Annotated in this window: 10 protein-coding genes; 8 read left to right on the top strand and 2 right to left on the bottom strand. The window is 57.7% G+C overall.

Annotated features, from left to right (window positions below; translation table 11 throughout):
• Position 1 precedes the first annotated feature (1 nt).
• A complete protein-coding gene (gene glmS, locus ACW4YW_RS06885) occupies positions 2–1,834 on the top strand; it encodes a glutamine--fructose-6-phosphate transaminase (isomerizing) (RefSeq protein WP_457136902.1) in 1,833 nt (610 codons plus the stop codon).
• 239 nt (positions 1,835–2,073) lie between these two features.
• On the opposite strand, the gene ACW4YW_RS06880 is transcribed toward glmS, so the two are convergent.
• Positions 2,074–2,319, bottom strand: a complete 246-nt coding sequence (locus tag ACW4YW_RS06880; RefSeq protein WP_457136901.1) for a hypothetical protein — start codon at positions 2,317–2,319, stop codon at positions 2,074–2,076.
• A 245-nt stretch (positions 2,320–2,564) separates the two neighbouring features.
• Here ACW4YW_RS06880 and ACW4YW_RS06875 point away from each other — a divergent pair, with 245 nt between their 5' ends.
• The 6 genes from ACW4YW_RS06875 to ACW4YW_RS06850 all read left to right on the top strand — a co-directional run bounded on the left by ACW4YW_RS06875 (position 2,565) and on the right by ACW4YW_RS06850 (position 11,738).
• The gene (locus ACW4YW_RS06875) at positions 2,565–3,287 is read left to right on the top strand and encodes a response regulator (RefSeq protein ID WP_457136900.1); all 723 of its coding nucleotides are present in this window, start codon (positions 2,565–2,567) and stop codon (positions 3,285–3,287) included.
• Positions 3,284–4,693 carry an ATP-binding protein gene (locus ACW4YW_RS06870; RefSeq protein ID WP_457136899.1) on the top strand — a complete coding sequence of 470 codons (1,410 nt, stop codon included), beginning with the start codon at positions 3,284–3,286 and terminating at the stop codon, positions 4,691–4,693. Before ACW4YW_RS06875 ends, ACW4YW_RS06870 begins: the two co-directional genes overlap by 4 nt.
• A gap of 145 nt (positions 4,694–4,838) precedes the next feature.
• Complete coding sequence (locus ACW4YW_RS06865) at positions 4,839–7,640, top strand: EAL domain-containing protein (RefSeq protein WP_457136898.1); 2,802 nt, start codon at positions 4,839–4,841, stop codon at positions 7,638–7,640.
• A 108-nt stretch (positions 7,641–7,748) separates the two neighbouring features.
• Positions 7,749–8,231: a sigma-70 family RNA polymerase sigma factor gene (locus ACW4YW_RS06860; RefSeq protein ID WP_457136897.1), complete on the top strand. Its 483-nt coding sequence runs from the start codon at positions 7,749–7,751 to the stop codon at positions 8,229–8,231.
• 3 nt (positions 8,232–8,234) lie between these two features.
• A complete protein-coding gene (locus ACW4YW_RS06855) occupies positions 8,235–9,215 on the top strand; it encodes a FecR domain-containing protein (protein WP_457136896.1) in 981 nt (326 codons plus the stop codon).
• Between the two features lie 87 nt (positions 9,216–9,302).
• On the top strand, positions 9,303–11,738 hold the full coding sequence (locus ACW4YW_RS06850; RefSeq protein ID WP_457136895.1) for a TonB-dependent siderophore receptor: 2,436 nt from the start codon (positions 9,303–9,305) through the stop codon (positions 11,736–11,738).
• A gap of 54 nt (positions 11,739–11,792) precedes the next feature.
• On the opposite strand, the gene ACW4YW_RS06845 is transcribed toward ACW4YW_RS06850, so the two are convergent.
• A complete protein-coding gene (locus ACW4YW_RS06845; RefSeq protein WP_457136894.1) occupies positions 11,793–12,011 on the bottom strand; it encodes a hypothetical protein in 219 nt (72 codons plus the stop codon).
• A 307-nt stretch (positions 12,012–12,318) separates the two neighbouring features.
• Here ACW4YW_RS06845 and ACW4YW_RS06840 point away from each other — a divergent pair, with 307 nt between their 5' ends.
• Positions 12,319–17,829 carry a glutamate synthase-related protein gene (locus ACW4YW_RS06840; RefSeq protein WP_457136893.1) on the top strand — a complete coding sequence of 1,837 codons (5,511 nt, stop codon included), beginning with the start codon at positions 12,319–12,321 and terminating at the stop codon, positions 17,827–17,829.
• The last annotated feature ends 42 nt before the right edge of the window (positions 17,830–17,871 follow it).

Genomic DNA, 17,871 nt, shown 5'->3' with positions numbered 1-17,871 from the left:
GATGTGTGGCATCGTAGGCGCAGTCGGTGCGCGTAATATTGTCCCGATATTGATCGAGGGCCTCAGCCGCCTGGAATACCGCGGTTATGACTCAGCAGGGGTCGCCGTACTCAGCGAGGGCACTATCCGCCGCGTGCGCGCGGTGGGCCGCGTGGCAGAAATGCAGGGCAAGGCCCAGGCGGAAAACCTCACCGGGACGCTAGGCATCGGCCATACGCGCTGGGCCACCCATGGCGGCGTGACGGAGTCCAACGCGCATCCGCATATCTCGCGTGGGGAAATTGCCGTGGTGCATAACGGCATCATCGAGAACCATGACGAGCAGCGTCAGCGTCTGCAAGCGATGGGCTACGAATTCGAGTCGCAGACCGACACCGAGGTGATTGCGCACCTGATCCACCACTACCTTGCCCAGGATTTGGCATTGCTGGACGCGGTCAAGCATGCGGTCAAGCAGCTGACCGGCGCGTTTGCGATCAGCGTGGTGTCCATCCACTACCCAGGCCAGATGATCTGCGCGCGCCAGGGCTGTCCGTTGTTGATAGGCATCGGGGAAGGCGAAAACTTCATTGCTTCCGACGTATCTGCCGTGCTGTCCGTCACCCGCAACGTGATCTATCTAGAGGATGGCGATGTGGCGGATATCACCAAGGACAAGGTGATGATATTCGATGCCGCGGACCAGCTGGTGGAGCGTACCGTGCACCGCAGCGACCTCTCGCTGGCCTCGCTGGAGCTGGGCCCCTACTCCCACTTCATGCAGAAGGAAATTCACGAGCAGCCGCGTGCATTGACCGACACGCTGGAAGCCATCATCGACGACAACGCTTTCAGCCCGGCCCTTTTCGGCGCAGAGGCGGAAGCAGTGTTCAACGAGGTGGACAGCATCCTGATCCTGGCGGCAGGCACGAGTTATTACGCCGGCCTGACGGCCAGGTACTGGTTGGAGAGCATCTCGCAGTTGCCCACCTCAGTGGAAATTGCCAGCGAGTACCGTTACCGAAAATCCGTGCCCAACCCCAGGCAGTTGATCATTACCATCTCCCAGTCCGGCGAGACCCTGGATACCATGGAAGCGCTCAAGCATGCCAAGTCGCTGGGGCAGCATTTGACGCTGGCGATCTGCAACGTGCAGGAAAGCGCCATTCCCCGGGCATCACGCCTGGTCTTGTATACCCGCGCAGGCGCCGAGATCGGCGTGGCGTCGACCAAGGCGTTCACTACCCAATTAGTGGCCTTGTTCACGCTGGCCGCGACGTTCGCCAAGCAGCGCGGCTTGCTGAGCCAAGAACAGGAGCAGGCCTATATCGATGAGTTGCGCCACTTGCCCGGCAGCGTGCAGTATGCGCTCAACCTAGAGCCGCAAATCCGCGAGTGGGCCAAGGCGTTCAGCAACAAGTTCCACGCCTTGTTCCTCGGGCGCGGCATGCATTACCCGATCGCCCTCGAGGGTGCGCTCAAGCTCAAGGAGATTTCCTACATCCATGCCGAGGCCTATCCTGCCGGGGAGCTCAAGCACGGCCCGCTGGCATTGGTGGACAAGAACATGCCCGTGGTGGTGATCGCCCCCAACGACGCCCTGCTGGAAAAGGTGAAATCCAACATGCAGGAAGTCAGCGCGCGCGGCGGAGAGTTGTTTGTGTTTGCCGATGCGGACAGCAATTTCACCGGTAGCGAAGGCGTGCACGTGATCCGCACCCCCAGGCACGTCGGCGTGCTGTCACCCATCCTGCATACCATTCCCGTGCAGTTGCTGGCCTACCATGCCGCCCTGCTCAAGGGCACGGACGTGGACAAGCCGCGTAACCTGGCCAAGTCGGTGACAGTGGAGTAATAGGAGAGTAATACAGTCTCATACCAAGTAATAAAGATTCATACTGAGTATTAAGGTAGTGCCATACTAAAATGGCAGCAATCACATCGGTAGGCCGTCATTTCTAAATCAAAAATGCCCCCAACCAATTTAGAGCTTAAAAGTTGAGACAACATTGTGTGTCTTGATTGACCTATTTTATCGGACAAGCCTCTTAACACTGTGAGTACACTATTTGAAATCGCTAAACATTGATCGTATCAATAAAACCGGTCAGTAGCATAAATCACTAGAAGGGCTAGAAAAACTAGAAGAACTGCGATGGCTAGTATCATTGCCAACTTTTTCATGAAGCCTGGTTTATCAAATACCACGCCTGCTGCTTCCCTCACCCTCCTCTCTTCATCAAAATGCCATTTAATGGCAAAAAAGGCTCCAATACCTAATACAATAAGCTTAAAAGCTCCAGCAAAGTATGGAAAGGAGTTAGCCCAACTGCCATTCATTATCTATCTCCATAAAATTTAATATCGATTTTGCGGCAGCATAATCTAAAGGTTCATGTTTAGTGCGTGCCCAAAGTCAGGCGTTCTAGCTAGCGCAAGTCTACTGCTCGCGCTAACTGTCCACAACTCTCTTTGCAATACCTGTAGTAATGGTGGTTTGCTAAATTGGCAAAAGCACTGGCACATTTATGTCCAAAACTGAGTTACAACCAGTATGATACTTTTCCTACATGCAGAGACATAACATGAGTGATCAAAATCACATCCTGGTGGTGGATGACGACCACGAAATCCGTGAGCTTCTAACTGATTATCTGCGTGATGCAGGTTTTAAAGTATTTGAGGCGAGTAATGGTCGCGAAATGTGGCGGGTGGTGAACAAAGAGCAGGTAGACCTCATTGTGCTGGACTTGATGCTGCCGGAAGAGGATGGATTGAGCCTGTGCCGGGAAGTGCGCGCGCAAGGCGATACGCCGATCATCATGCTGACAGCGAAGGGCACTTTGGTCGACCGCATCGTCGGCCTGGAAGTCGGGGCCGACGATTATCTGCCCAAGCCGTTTGACCCGCGCGAGCTATTGGCGAGAATCAAGGTGATCTTGCGCAGGACCCGTATCGATACCGACAAGGCCGCCGCCGACGAGTTTGCCTATATCAGCTTCGAGGGCTGGCGTCTTGATACCCATGCCCGGCAGATGTTCTCGCCCGATGGCGTGATAGTGTCGCTGGGCAGCTCGGATTACATGGTATTGCGCGCATTGCTCGAGCATCCCAACCGGCCCTTGAGCCGGGAGTTCCTGATTGAGCATGTCTATGGCAAGGACAGCCATGCGATGGACCGCTCGATCGACGTCTGTATCAGCCGCCTGCGGCACCATCTCGAACTGGACTCGCGCAACCCGAGTATTATTCGTACCGTGCGTAACGCGGGCTATATGCTGGCGAGCCAGGTCAAGCAAGAAAAATGAAGTGGAAGTGGCTATGGCCGGCTTCATTATTCGGCCGCCTGGTGATCGTGCTCGTAGCCGGCACCATGACGGCGCAAGTGCTGACGGGGTTCATCTGGTACGACATGAACTACGGCAAGGCGCTGGAAATCCCCACGCGCGTACTCGCGGCCAAGCTCTCTGACAGCATCAGCCTGATCGAAATCAGCAAGGTCGAGGATGAGCGCCTGTTGATCCACAAGCTGAGCAATTCCATGTACCGCTTGTCGCCCGTGGATGCTCCCCCGCGCCTCAAGACCCTGAACACGCGCGACCGCGCCGTGGAGCTCTTGTTCAAGCATGTGTTCGAGCAGGAGTTCGGCCGCTTGTTGCCGATCCGCATGGGGGATATCGACCTGCATGACGATCATGGCAGGGAGGCTGGCTGGCTGGACCTGTTCGAGTCGCACTACCCTTCTGCGCATTTCATCCTCTACGTGCAGCTCGATAGCGGCCAATGGCTGCAGCTGGACGCCTACGAAGGCCAGGCGGGCATGAGCATGGCGCCGCTCATGGACTTGTTCGACTACTTGTTCCGTATTTACTTCATCCGCATCATCGTGATCGTCGGTATCGCATTGTTCGCCGTGCGGCAGATCATGCGGCCGCTGAACCGCCTGGCAGTGGCGGCAGAGCGCCTGGGGCGTAACATTTACAGCCCTCCGCTGGACGTGGACGGCCCCACTGAAGTACGGCGCTCCGCCAAGGCGTTCAACCTGATGCAGCAGCGGCTGATCGATACCGTGACGGAGAAAACCCGCTTCCTGGCCGCGATTTCGCATGATCTGCGTTCCCCCATCACCCGCATGCGCTTGCGGACGGAGCAGATCGACAAGCCATTGCTGCGCGAGAAATTCCGCCGCGACCTGGAAGACATGGAAACCTTGATTTCGTCCACGGTGGACTTCATGCGCGGGGTGGAGGTGCATGAAAACCGCCATCCCATCAATATCAATGCCATGCTGCAAAGCTTGCAGATAGACGCGCAGGAAACCGGGGCCGAAGTGTCGCTATCGGGCGAGGCGGCCCCTATCGACGGCTATGCCGTCAGCCTGAAACGCTGCCTGCAGAATTTGCTGGAAAATGCGATCCGCTATGGCAAATCCGCGCATATTGAAGTCATGGACGCCCCGAACCGGTTGCGCATCGCCATACGCGACCGCGGCCCCGGCATTCCTGACAACCTGCTCAAGCAGGTGTTTGAACCATTCTACCGGGTTGAAACTTCCCGCAATGTGGCAACAGGCGGCTCTGGCTTGGGTTTGAGCATTGCCAAAACTATTGTGGAAGCGCATGATGGACAAATCCATCTGCGTAACATGGCTTCAGGAGGTCTTGAAGTGCTGATTGACTTGCCAAGGCAGTTTTCCGAACCCGCCGCAGAATAAAAAAAATTGCGAGTAATGGGAGATTGTTTCACGATCGCCATGATCGTCCGGTCCCATTGAGATCAAAATAAATAGATTGTGGTGAAAAGAAATGAGCAGCACAAATATCTCTGATCGGGGCTTGAGCGTTGCAATGCAGCTTCATATGCTGAGTTTTGCAATCAATCGGATTCAAGAGATTGTTCTTGTCTGTGATGCTGATGCCAGGGTATGTCTGGCCAACCTGGCTGCCTGCGAAGTGCTGGGTTGTAGCGAGTCCGAATTGCTGCAGATGTCCGCCACCGATGTTTTCCCCCACCTTGATGCCGCGCAATGGCACAGGGATTGGCAATCCTTGCAGCAACAGCACGTCATCATCCGGGAAACCACACTGCAGGGCAAAACCGGCGCCTCGATTCCCGTAGAGCTCCAGGCCAACTACTTCGTGGATGCGGGCCAGCCGTATTGCGTATTGCTGGGGCGCAACCTCACTGCCCATCTCGACATGCGGGAAAAGCTACGCGAGCAGGAATTGCAGTATCGCCAGCTGGTAAAGAACTCCCCGGATATCTTCATCCGTTACGACCAGGACTGCAGGCGTATTTTTCTCAGCGATGGCTATGAAGCGGTGTTCGGGGTGCCTGCGGCACAAGCCTTGGGAAGGCGGCCGACTGAAATCTGGGGCCGGCCCACGATGCGCCCGGAGGATTACGAGGCCCGGTTGCGTGAAGTCATGCAGTCGGGAAATACGCAGGAAATCGAGCTGGAATGGATGGAGGGCGACCACTACGTCTGCCAGTCCTTGCATGTCGTGCCCGAACGCAACGTGAAGGGCGAGATTACCGGTGTTTTGACGATCACCCGCGATATTTCGCATATCCGCCGCGTGGAGCGGGAGCTGAGGAAACGGGAGAAATACCAGAGCGCGCTGATCGAGAACTTTCCTTTCGTCGTCTGGCTCAAGGACCTGGATAGCAAATTGCTGGCGGCCAACAGCGCCTATGCCAAGTTTGCCGGCGTGGTCTCCAAAGAGGAATTGGAAGGGAAGACGGATTTTGACCTGTTTCCCCTGGAAGACGCCACCACCTATGTCGACGGGGATAAGCGCGTGCTGCAAAGCGGCCAGCCTGACCTGGCGGTAGTGCCGATTACCATGGTCAATGGCGAGAGCGCCTGGATAGAGGCCTACAAATCGCCGATGGTGCTGGACGGCAAAGTGATGGGGACGGTAGGGTTTTTCCGCGATATCACCGATATCAAGCAGAACGAGGAGAAGCTGCTGCAGCGGGAGCGCGAGCTGCAGTCGTTGATCGACAATACGCCCGACACCATCATCCGTTACGACCTCAATGCGCGCAGGCTATATGCCAACACGCCCAAATTGAAGCGTATCGGTATCGAAAGCGGCAAGCTGATCGGCACGACGCCATCCGAATATCCCGGGGGCGAGGCCTATGTGAAGTATGAGGAAAAGATCAAGGGCGTCATCAGCAGCGCGACCCCGGATTTCCTCGAGCTGCACGGTAAGGCTGATAACGGCAGCACCTGGTTCATCCATGTGCGCATCGTGCCCGAGTTCGGCGAGCAGGGGCAGGTGATCGGGGTGCTGGCGGTGGAGCGCGACATTACCGAGCTGATGGAATACCGCGAGCGCATCCATTACCTGGCCTATTACGATGCGTTGACCGGATTGCCGAATCGCACCCTGTTTGCCGATCGCGTCAGCCAAGTGTTGGCGGACGCCAGCTGGCACGAACAGCGCTTCGGCCTGATGATGCTGGACCTGGACCGCTTCAAGGAGGTCAATGATACCCTCGGCCACCAGGCCGGCGACGACCTGCTGGTGGCGGTTGCCCAGCGGCTCAATGCCTCGGTGCGCAGCTACGATACCATTGCCCGCCTGAGCGGGGACGAATTCGCCATCCTGTTGCCGGAACTGCGCAACCCGGACGACCTGGCCACGATTGCCCGTAAGATCAACGTTGAGATCGCCAAGCCGTTCCTGATCCACAAGAAAGAGCTGTTCATCTCCACCAGCATCGGCATTGCGATCTACCCGAACGATGGCGATGACCGGGCGACATTGTTCAAGAGCGCCGATGTGGCGATGTACCATGCCAAGAGCTATGGCCGCAACAATTACCAGTTCTACTCCCGTGAGTTAGGCTCCAAGGCTTCGGAATACATCATGCTGGGCGCCTCTATCCGCCAGGCGCTCAAGAACGCCGAGTTCGAGCTGTTCTACCAACCCCAGGTCGACCTCATGAACGGGGCGATCGTCGGTGCCGAGGCGTTGCTGCGCTGGCGCAACCCGCAGTTGGGCGTGGTGATGCCCGACCGCTTCGTCAAGGTGGCGGAAGAAAGCGGCCTGATCGTCGAGATCGGGGAATGGGTGCTGCGTGAGGCCTGCAACGCCGTGGTGCGCCTGAACCGCTATCGCCCCGACGACGGCCCGCTCAGCATGGCGGTCAATCTTTCGTCCCGCCAGTTCCTTTATAACGACCTGCTCGCTTCGGTGAAGGAAATCTTGGCGGAAACCGGCTGCAAGCCTGAATGGCTGAAGCTGGAAATCACGGAAAGCCTGTTGCTGGAAGACAGCCAGGAAATCATCAACACGCTCAGCTTGTTCAAGGAAATGGGTATTACCATTTCCATCGACGATTTCTGTACCGGTTATTCCGCCATGAGCTACCTGGGGCAGTTCCCCATCAGCCAGGTCAAGATAGACCGTTCCTTCGTGCGCGATATTGCCGCCAAGCAGGACAAGCTGGAATTGATCACTGCCATTATCCGCATTGCGCATGCGTTGCGGCTTGAGCTCGTGGCCGAAGGGGTCGAGAGCAAGCAGCAAGCCAATCTGCTCAAGATCCAGGGCTGCACGATTGCGCAAGGGTATTTCTTCGGCAAGCCGATGCGCTTGCGCCACCTGGAGTTGATCCTTGCCGACGGGCAAGACCTGATGCAGTAGCCGCCCTATTCCAAGTGCAGTGAGCGGCAGGGTTTGCATTGATGCAACACTGTTATATAATGAGATTTATTCTCATTTGTTGCGGTTTTGCAACGCGGCTGCCCTATCTTGAACACTTTCAAGGCTCTATACGCGAACCACCATAGCTGGCTCAACCATTGGTTGCGCAAGAAAATGGGCAACCAGTCCGACGCGGCCGACCTGGCGCAGGATACCTTCCTGCGCGTCCTCCTGAGCGGGGATGCCGATAAGCTGCATGAACCCCGTGCTTTCCTCACCACCGTGGCCTCCGGCCTGGTTTCCAATTTCTACCGCCGCAAGAAGCTGGAGCAGGCTTATCTCGATGCGCTCCTGCACCTGCCCGAAGCCGAAGCGCCCTCCCCCGAGGCAAAAGCCATCATGCTGGAAACCTTGGTCGAAATTGATGGTCTTCTTGATGGTTTGCCATACAAGGTGCGCAAGGCGTTTCTGCTATCCCAGCTGGACGGGATGAGCCAGGCGGATATTGCCGGGGAGCTGGGCGTGTCGATATCGACAGTCAAGCGCTACATTGTCCAGGCGGTAGAGCAATGTTGTTTCGGAGGAGCGTAGTCAATGGGGGCTAATTCAGAAAAAGCGATTTCCCCGAAAGTGAGCCGTGCGGCGGCAGAATGGCTGGTGGAGCTGCAATCGGGCCAGGTGAGCGCGGAAGTGCGCGAGCAGTGGCAAGCCTGGCGCGCAGCGCATCCGGACCATGAGCGCGCATGGCAGCATATCGAAATGCTGGGGGAACGGCTGGGCGGCCTGTCGTCGTCGGTTGCCCATGCCACGCTGGCGCCCCGCGGCTCGCTCAAGCGCAGGCGCGCCATCAAGACGCTTGCCATGCTGCTGTTTGCGGGCGGCAGCGCCTGGGTGGTGCAGGAAAAACTGCCCTGGTGGCAGCTCAGCGCCGACTACAGCACCGGCGTCGGCGAACAACGGCGCGTAGTGCTGGAAGACGGCACGGCAGTCGAGCTCAATTCGTCCAGCGCCATCAACGTGGCCTATACGCAGCAGCAGCGCATCGTCATGTTGCTGCGCGGCGAGATCCACGTGGCGACCGCGCACGAGCCGACACAAACGCGCCCGTTCCTGGTCGCGAGCGATCAAGGCAGCATGCGCGCCTTGGGCACCCGCTTTGTCGTGCGCCAATTGACCAATGAAAAAGATAGCCCGATCAAGATAGGGGTGCTGGAAGGCGCCGTCGAAGTTGCTCCGAGCGAGATGCCGGCAAGGGTGAGGTTGCAGGCTGGCGAGCAATTGTCGTTCACGCGGCATATGGTGGCGCCGGTCGAGCCCGTAGTCCCGCATGATACGGCATGGCTCCAGCGCATGCTGGTGGCGGACGATATGCCGCTAGGCGAATTCCTGGCCGAGCTCAGCCGCTACCGCAAAGGAAGCCTGGGTTGCGACGACAGCATCAAGCATTTGAAAGTGAGCGGCACGTATCCGTTGGATGATACCGACAAGGTGATTGATATGCTGCAGCAGAGCCTTAATTTGCAAGTCCGCATGCTCACCCGCTACTGGGTGCGCCTGACGCCTTCGGCAGCATAAATTTCGCCATAGGTTGAGCTGTTTTTGATTCTTGCGTGGCATGAGAAATAGGGGACCTATTTCAACCGCTACACTAAGGGAAAATCAATGCAGCACAAGCACGACATACCACGGTTAAGGCTGGGACACTTGATCCTGGCCCAGGCACTTTCCACACTATTAGTTTTCACCACGCCCATATTCGCCGGTTCTGCCATGGCAGAACCGACAGCCAAGCAGTACCAGATTCCGCCCGGGTCGCTCAAGGATGCGTTGGCCCAGTTCGGCCGGGAAGCCCAAGTCATGCTGTCTTACAACAGCGAACTGGTATCCGGCTTGCATAGCAACGGCTTGAACAAGACGGCTTCCGTGCGTGACGGTCTGGAACAGTTATTGACGGGCACCGGCCTGGAAGCTGTCGCGCAGGAAAATGGCGGGTATATGCTGCGCAAGTCCAACAAGCCGGCAACAGGAAGTTCCGAAAGCACCTTGGATGAAGTGCGGGTCAGCGCCAGCAAGGATCCGACAACGGAAAACACCGGCTCCTATACCACAAGCTCCACAGGCGCTTCCGTTAAATTGCCATTGTCGCTCCGCCATACGCCGCAATCTATCAGCGTGATCACCCGACAGCGCATGGACGACCAGAACCTGACCCAATTGCAGGAAGTGCTGGAGCAGACGGTGGGGATTACGGTGACGCAAAGCGGTTATGTCGGTGCCAACTGGAACGGTTACCAGTCCCGTGGGTTCAATATTGATAACTATCTGGTCGATGGCCTACCGCAACGTAATGGTTTTGAACAGATGACATCGGATATGGCATTTTATGACCGGGTGGAAATATTGCGTGGCGCCAATGGCATTGTAAACGGCGTGGGTTCTCCTGGCGGCAGTATCAACTTCATCCGCAAAAAGCCCACCAAGGAGTTCCAGGCATCCGTCACCGGACAAGCGGGATCCTGGGACAACTATCGCGGCATGCTGGATATTTCTACTCCCTTGAACGCAGATGGCAGCGTGCGTACACGCGTCGTTGGGGTAAAACAGGACAGCCGCTCCTATACAGAGCGTTTTTCCCTTGAGCGGGAAATGTTTTACGGCATCATTGAAGCTGAGATTACTCCCTCCACTTTGTTCACTGCTGGCGTCGAATATCAAAAGTATGATACCAACGCTTCGCCTGAGGCCGGATTCCCATTGTTCTTCAGTGATGGATCCCATACCCAGTGGAAGCGCTCAAAAAATCCAGGAACCAACTGGGCATACAGCAAGCATGAAAAACTCGCCTGGTTCACTTCGCTGGAGCATTTCTTTGACAATGACTGGCGCGCCAAGCTGCAGTTCAATCGTTCTCGCATCGAGTACGATTCACTGATAGGCTCGGCATTCTGGGGATACCCAGATCGCAACACGGGTGCTGGGGTGAATCTCTATGCCGGACGCTGGCAGGCCAAGCCGGTGCAAAATGCTTTGGATGTCTATGCCAGCGGCCCGTTTTCCTTGTTGGGTAGGCAACATGATCTGGTATTTGGCATCAATGCCTCCGATAGCGAATATAATTCACCCAGCAATGATCTTTGGAATATTGCCGGCTATGATCCCAGCGTGCCGAATTTGATCGATTGGGATGGTAATTCGCCAGCTGCCCCATACTTGCCGACAACCGGACGGTACAAATTCAGGGAGCGCCAGTTTGGTGCCTATGTCACTGCTAAATTCAAGCCTACCGACAAGCTGGCCATCTTGGCCGGTGCGCGTGTCAGTCATTGGCATCAAACGACCGAGCAAACACCTGATCCTAAGGAAAGCAAGTCGGAAACCGGCGAGGTGACGCCGTATCTTGCTGTCACCTATGATGTTACCGACACGGCCTCTGTCTATGGCAGCTATACCACTATTTTCTCGCCTCAGTCCTATCAGAGTCCTAATGGTACCTTCTTGCCTCCTCTGGAAGGCAAAAGTATGGAGACTGGAATTAAGCATGCCTTTTATGACGGTCGTCTGAATACCAGCCTGGCAGTATTTTACGTTGAACAGGATAATGTCCCTGTGGAACTGCCGGGCGTTCCCGGGCCTAGAGGGGGGGCGTCCTACCGAGCAGAGAAAGGCACGACCAGCAAGGGGTTCGAGGCCGAGGTGGCAGGAGAGTTACAGCCGGGGTGGCAAGTCAGTGGCGGGTATACCTATCGTATCTCGAAAGACGCCGATGGCCACCTGCTGCAAACAGTTGCACCGAAGAATCTAGTCAAACTGTTCACCAGCTATCGTTTACGCGGTGACTGGAATAAGCTGACCTTAGGCGGCGGTGTCAACTGGCAAAGTCGTATTTATACGGATGATACCGGTCCTGGCGGTGCGTATCGCTTTACGCAGGGCAGTTATGCTGTCGTGAACCTGCTGGCCCGCTACCAGTTTGATGAGCACTTGTCTGCAGCCTTGAATGTCAACAACCTGTTGGACAAGACCTATTACACCAGTACCAACATGGGGTTTTATGGCGCCCCCAGTAATGCCATGCTTACTGTGAAATACCAATTCTAGTCACAGGATAAATCGCAGGGGCGGCGTTGCCGCTCCTGTGAAGCTTGATGCACATTATTGGTGCTGAATTTTCTGCAGCCGGGTATCGCTACTTGCCGGAAATTTCTCTTTAGTTTTCCCGTGAAATCGGGAATTCGCCCAGCTCATCAGTGCAATACGGTCTTTGATCCGGTGTTCCGGCAAAGTGCGCTTCGGTTTCCCTCTACCATCCTTCAATCCCGCAGATTTGCCATATTTGACTCGGCTTCTTGCCTTTTCGTCATCCTTACGCACGAAAAATGTGCTTCAAATGTGCATGCGCACATTTTTGGTGCTTTTGATAATGTTCTCAACAACGCCTCGGAGGGCGCAGGCCATGATTGGCATAATGTAATCCCTTGTTTTTAAAGTGGATACATTGGAGCGGGGAAACCGAGATTTGATATAGAGGCGCCAGCTCATTTTGGTACGGTAATTGCTTATAAATAAGCCCGGCGAAAGTTGGGGTGCTTGGAATAACAAGCGAGAAGACAATATACCATGCCGTGGTGCAGGTATGACAAAGCCGCATCAGATATTAATGAATTTGCTGGAGAGGTACATGAGCGCACTCAATGGTCCGCAGAGCGAGAATACTTTTGGCTTGTATGACAGTTCCCTGGAAAAGGATAACTGTGGCGTTGGTTTCATTACCCGCAAGGACGGGGTACAAACGCACGACGTACTGGTCAAGGGGCATGAGGCTTTGTGTACGATTCCCCACCGCGGCGGCATGTCTGCCGAGGGCGTGGGCGATGGCGCTGGCGTTTCCATCGACCTCTCGCTGCCGTTTTTCCGCAGGCTGACCGGCCAGACGCTTGAGGCCGGCCGCTTCGGTGTCGGCAACTTCTTCCTGCCAAGCGACGAAGGTGCGTATTCCCGTGCCGACGACATCATCCGCACTGCCTTGTCCGGAAAGGGTTTCGATATCTTGCTGGTGCGGGATGTGCCGGTAGACAATGAGGCCATTCGCCCTGCTGCTATCCGTTATCAGTTGCCTATCCAGCAGTGGGTGTTTGCGGCCCCTGCAGATATCGACGCGCAGGAGTTCGATCGCCGCATATACCAGGCATTGCTCGTGATCGAGGAGCAGGCTTATACGGATGCCGCTTTGAGCGGGCTCTATCCGTTGTCGATGTCCGCCCATACCCAGGTGCTAAAAGGCCGGCTGAATTCCAATGAGGTGATTCCTTACTTCCATGACCTCATGGAAGAGGATCACGCCGTGCATACCATGTATTTCCACACGCGGTTCTCCACCAATACCGATCCGCACCCCAGCATGGCGCAACCATTCCGCATGATGGCCCACAACGGCGAACTGAACACCGACCGCAAGAACCGCATTGCCGAAGCCGCATTGGCGCGCGCGCGCAATGGCAGGATTTTCCGCCCCAAAGGCCAGTCCGACAGTTCGCGCCTGGACCAGACATTGAACAGCCGCCTGATGGACGACGGCCTCGACCTGGTGACGGCCGTGGTCTCCATGATGCCTCCTGCCTGGGAAAACGATCCTACCCTGCCTGAGAGCATCAAGGCGATGCTGGAGTATTTCTCCCTCTATGAAGAGAAGAACGACGGCCCTGCCGCCTTGATTTTCGGCAACGGCAGCGTGGTCGGCGCGCGCCTGGACCGTCTGGGACTGCGTCCGTTGCGCAGTGTCGAGACCGAGGAATATCTTTGCGTGATGTCCGAAGCCGGCCAGATCAATTTCCCGCCGGAAAGCGTATTGCGCCGCGGCCGCATCGAGGCTGGCGGCATGCTGTATTACGACCACGGCGAGAAGCGTTCCCGCGGCACGCTGGAAACTCTGGAAATGCTGGCTGCCAAGCGCGATTATCCTGCCCTGCTCGAGCAGGCGCGTGCGACGCTGAAGCAGCTTCCCGCAGTGCCTGCCGAGGTGGCCGGCTCCCCGCAGCGATACCATGGCGACCTGGCGCTGTACCAGCGTTTCGTTTCCTATTACTACAACCAGGAAAGCTTCAAGTTCATGATGGACCCGATGCTGGCAACCGGAGCGGAAAAGATCTCCGCCATGGGTTACGGCAACGCCATCAATGCGCTGACCGATCATGAAGGCGGTGTGGCGCATTACTTCTCGCAACGTTTTGCGCAGGTGACCAATCCCCCGCTGGATTCCATCCGCGAAGCCGATGGCATGACCTTGCGCGTCGCGCTGGGCGCCAAGCCCAATATGAACAAGGGCAAAGGCAGGCAGATCGTGATCGACTCGCCTATCCTCAGCCACCTCGACATGCTCAAGTTGCGCGAGCAGGCGGAAACGCCGTACCGCTGCTTCGAATCGTTGTATACCCCTGTCACCGGCGATGCGGCTGCCAACGAAAAGGCGCTGGAACAAGGCATCGATGCGCTGGCGGATGCCGTGGTGGCATTTGCACGCGAAGAAGGCGGCATTGCCGTCATTTCCGATCGCCACGTATCGTCTACCCAGGCTGCCATGCCGTTGCTGCTGGTGGTATCCGCCATCAACCAGCGCCTGATCGACGAAGGCTTGCGCCTGGACGTGTCTATCGTGGCTGAAAGCGGCCAGGTCGTATCATCCCACCACGTGGCCGCCGCCTTGGGCTTTGGCGCTTCTGCCGTGTATCCGCTGGGCGTGCAGCTGCGTGCCGAGGAAAAATACGGCGCAGACGCCGACAAGGCCTTCAAGAAGTACGCCAAGGCGGCTGAAAAGTCGCTCATGAAGACCATGGGCAAGGTCGGCCTCTGTACTGTCGAGAGCTACATCGGCGGCGAATTCTTCGAGCCCAATTTCCTCGATACCAACGACCCGGTATTGCGCAAATACTTCCCCAACCTGAAGACGCCGGTTGGCGGCGCCGATTTTGCCGCGATCGCGAAAATGGTCGTCGACTGGCACCAGGAAGCGCAAAAGGTCACCGATGAAAACAGCGTGCCGTTGCTGGGCCTGTTCAAGGAGCGCTCCGAGGGCGCCGGCCATTCTTTCGGCACCATTGCCGTACGCGGCTTCGTCGAGATGACGGAGGAAAAGATCCACTTCGACAAGCAGGGCAAGCGTGCTGAGGACGAATTCCTGCGCCTGATGACCTTGTCCAAGCTCGAAGATGCGTTCTCCTTCAAGAAGGGCGAGGCATTCAGCGGCAGCTTCGACCGCCTGAGCGCCGAAGAGATCGACAACTTCGGCGTGACCCAAAGCTATCGCAGCTTCTCGCACATGATGGCGGAAGAGCGCGCCAAGCGTCCCTCCGCCTTGCGCGACGTGCTGGAGTTCCCGGCTGACCTGACCGGCCTGAAGACATCGGACGAGTTCCGCGCGGTATTGGCCCGCTATGCCATCATGGGCAACAACAGTATTGCCGTACGCGGCCTCGAAGCGCAGGAGCTGGGCAATGACCGCTTCAGCCTGCAGTTGACCGGCGCGCTGGCCGGGGACATTTCGCGCTTGTCGACGCTGGGCCAAGCCCTGGTGGCGCATTTCGGCAAGGCGATTAGCGGGCACTGGCTGGAAAGCGGCGTGCTGACCGTCGAGGCCACCGGCAAGGCGGCGGATTACTTCAGGCTGCTGCGTGTCGCGCCTGCCAGCGTGCCGCTGGCCGAGGTGCAGCCCGCGAGCGAAATCACCCGCAGCTTCGCCTCCGGCGCCATGAGCCACGGCGCATTGGTGGCGCCCGCGCATGAGGCGGTAGCGCACGGCACCAACATGGTGGGCGGCATGTCCAATTCCGGCGAAGGCGGCGAGCATATTTCCCGCTACGGGACTATCCGGGCTTCGCGGATCAAGCAGCTCGCGTCCGGCCGTTTCGGCGTCTGGGCGGGCTATCTCGCCGATCCGATGCTGGAAGAACTGGAAATCAAGATCGGCCAGGGCGCGAAACCTGGCGAAGGCGGCCAGCTGCCCGCGCCCAAGGTGACGGTGGAAATCGCGGCCGCGCGCGGCGGTACGCCAGGCGTGGAGCTGGTCTCTCCGCCGCCGCACCACGATACCTATTCGATCGAAGATCTGGCGCAGCTGATCCATGACTGCAAGGCGGCGCGCGTGCGCGTGATCGTCAAGCTGGTGTCCTCCGAGGGCATCGGCACGATTGCCGTGGGCGTCGCCAAGGCAGGCGCCGACGTCATCAACGTCGCCGGCAATACCGGCGGCACCGGCGCGGCTGCCGTGACCAGCCTGAAATATACCGGCCGCGCCGCCGAAATCGGCATCGCCGAAGTACACCAGGCATTGTGCGCCAACGGCTTGCGCGAAAAAGTGATCCTGCGTTGTTCCGGCGCGCATCAGACCGCGAGCGACGTGGTGAAATCCGCCATGTTGGGCGGCGACAGCTTCGAGTTCGGCACCACTGCCCTCATGATGCTGAAGTGCGTGATGGCGAAGAACTGCAACGTCAAGTGCCCTGCCGGCCTCACTACCAATGCCGAAGTGTTCGACGGCGACCCGCGCGCATTGGCGCAATACCTGATCAACGTGGCGCATGAAACCCGCGAGATTCTTGCCGCGATCGGCCTGCGCTCGTTGCGCGAGGCGCGTGGTCGCAGCGACCTGCTGCAACTGCTGGATCATCCTGCCAGCGTCGGCCAGCTCGACCTGCGTGCGATGCTGACCGTGGTGCCTGAAGTCAAGATCGAAAATCCTGTCTACATGGAAAAGGACTTCGCACTCGACGACGCATTCATCGACGTGCTGCGCCAGGCGCTCGTTGCTGACAAGCAGCTCGAAGTCCAGCTTGGCGAGGGCCGCAGGCTGAACAATTGCAACAAGACCGTGGGCGGCCAGCTTGCGATCGATATCGAGCGCTTGCTCAACCATGAGCTGACGGCGGAAGATGCGTTGCGCCTGCCAGCCGTGATCGCCGACAAGCGCGGTCGCCGCTTCCTCAAGCCGGATACCGTCAAGATCACTACCAGCGGCTCCGCTGGCCAGTCCTATGGCGCTTTCTGTAACGACGGCATGGTGTTGCGCCATAGCGGTACCTGCAACGACGGCGTGGGCAAGAGCCAGGCTGGCGGCACTATCATCGTGACTTCCCCAGGCGGCGGTTCCGAGCAGGCCGGCGGCAACGTGCTGGTGGGCAACTTCGCGCTGTTCGGCGCTACGGGAGGACGCCTGTTCGTCGAAGGCCAGGCCGGCGACCGTTTTGCCGTCCGTAACTCCGGCGCGACTGCGGTGGTGGAAGGCGTGGGCGACTTCGCCTGCGAATACATGACCAACGGCGCCGTGCTTAACCTGGGCGCATTCGGCAAGGGCTTCGGCAACGGCATGAGCGGCGGCTTCGCCTACCAATACGATCCGTACGGCGAGCTGTCGGGCAAGGTGGCTGCGGATTCCGTATTGCTGGGCAATATCACCGACGATACCGAAATGGCGCGCGTGCACAGCCAGGCCATCCAGCAATTGCTGCAATGGCATCTTGAAGCCACCGGCTCCAAGCGCGCCGCATGGCTGCTGGAAAACTGGGAAGCCGAGCGCCAGAACTTCGTGTTCGTGATGCCGCGCGCGCTGTTGCTCTACCAGGATAGCGACGAAATTCTCAAGGCGAAGCCGCGCAAGGAGCTGCTCGAAGAGCTGTCTTCCGCGCTGGCAGCGTTCCAGGTGCGCAAATTCAAGCTGGCTTACCGTGACGGCAAGCCGGTGGTAGGCGGCAAGGTGCCGGGCCACGGCGAGGCGGACAGCGAGGAAATGTATGAGTTGCTGAACAACTACACCGTGCTCAACATGGCGCAGCAAGTGGCGATGGCCAAGGTGCCCAATGCTCAGTCGGTGGCCGACCCCGCCGTGCAAAAGGCGGTGCGCAACCTGTTGCTGACCGAGGATTTCCTCCTGATGCAGAAACTGCAGCGCTATGCGCGCGAGGCGATTGACGGATACAGTGACCAGGAGCTTGCCGTGCTGATCGCGGACAAGCGCCTGCGGGATTACAAGTCCGCCTTGAGCCTGCGCAACATCTTCTCCATGGATAGTCCGGGCACTTACGGCTGGATCATCCACCAGAGCTTGAAGAACAGCACCCAGCTTGGCGCACTGCCCAGCCTGGAAGCCTTGTTTGCCAAGGCTTCCATGCAAGAGCTCGTGGCTACGCTAAAATCCAATTAAGACTATACTAATAGTTTGACCCCATGCCGTGCCTGGCGCACG

The organism is Methylobacillus pratensis (assembly GCF_054072455.1).
This window is presented reverse-complemented; position numbering and strand designations above follow the sequence as displayed.

Coding starts and splice junctions, on each gene's coding strand:
- glmS (WP_457136902.1), top strand. CDS start 2: ATGTGTGGCATCGTAGGCGCAGTCGGTGCGCGTAATATTGTCCCGATA.
- ACW4YW_RS06880 (WP_457136901.1), bottom strand. CDS start 2,319: ATGAATGGCAGTTGGGCTAACTCCTTTCCATACTTTGCTGGAGCTTTT.
- ACW4YW_RS06875 (WP_457136900.1), top strand. CDS start 2,565: ATGAGTGATCAAAATCACATCCTGGTGGTGGATGACGACCACGAAATC.
- ACW4YW_RS06870 (WP_457136899.1), top strand. CDS start 3,284: ATGAAGTGGAAGTGGCTATGGCCGGCTTCATTATTCGGCCGCCTGGTG.
- ACW4YW_RS06865 (WP_457136898.1), top strand. CDS start 4,839: ATGCTGAGTTTTGCAATCAATCGGATTCAAGAGATTGTTCTTGTCTGT.
- ACW4YW_RS06855 (WP_457136896.1), top strand. CDS start 8,235: ATGGGGGCTAATTCAGAAAAAGCGATTTCCCCGAAAGTGAGCCGTGCG.
- ACW4YW_RS06850 (WP_457136895.1), top strand. CDS start 9,303: ATGCAGCACAAGCACGACATACCACGGTTAAGGCTGGGACACTTGATC.
- ACW4YW_RS06840 (WP_457136893.1), top strand. CDS start 12,319: ATGAGCGCACTCAATGGTCCGCAGAGCGAGAATACTTTTGGCTTGTAT.